Below are 521 nucleotides of genomic sequence, written 5' to 3' on the forward strand. Positions count from 1 at the left end.
TGCTTTTTGATGTAACAACTGTTACAGTCATCCCGAAAATTGCCGGAGCATCCTTAACGAAAGCCAATTCTTTCTATCAAATGGTCAATCAATTAGCCAGTTTATTTGGTCCAATGATAGCTGGGGTTTTCATTTCTTTTATTGGCGGCTTTCAGTTGCTTTGGATTAATGTTCTTTCATTTATTGCTACATTAGTTGCTGTGATGTTATTACCGTCTATGAAAACCACAAATAAAAAATGCGAAGATAAAAATACACTTCAAAATGTACTATCTGATTTGGTTAATGGATTTACATGGCTCAAAAATGACCGCTTAAATTTAGCTTTATCTTTTCAAGCTATGATAGGAAACTTTGGAGCAAGTGCGGTTTTAGGTGTATTCATGTATTATTTATTATCCACATTACAACTTACCCCAGAACAAAGTGGGGTTAATTATTCATTAATTGGAATAGGTGGTCTTTTAGGCAGCTTGATTGCAATTCCTTTAGAAAAAAGGTTGCAGCGCAGCATACTAATT

1 protein-coding gene is annotated in these 521 nt (G+C 34.4%); it reads left to right on the top strand.

The features are described from left to right. The coding region (locus FIV38_RS29915; protein ID WP_146492614.1) for an MFS transporter at positions 1 to 521 on the top strand (521 nt) is incomplete at both ends.

It is taken from the genome of Pseudomonas proteolytica (genome assembly GCF_007858275.1).
GTDB classification, from domain to species: domain Bacteria; phylum Pseudomonadota; class Gammaproteobacteria; order Pseudomonadales; family Pseudomonadaceae; genus Aquipseudomonas; species Aquipseudomonas proteolytica.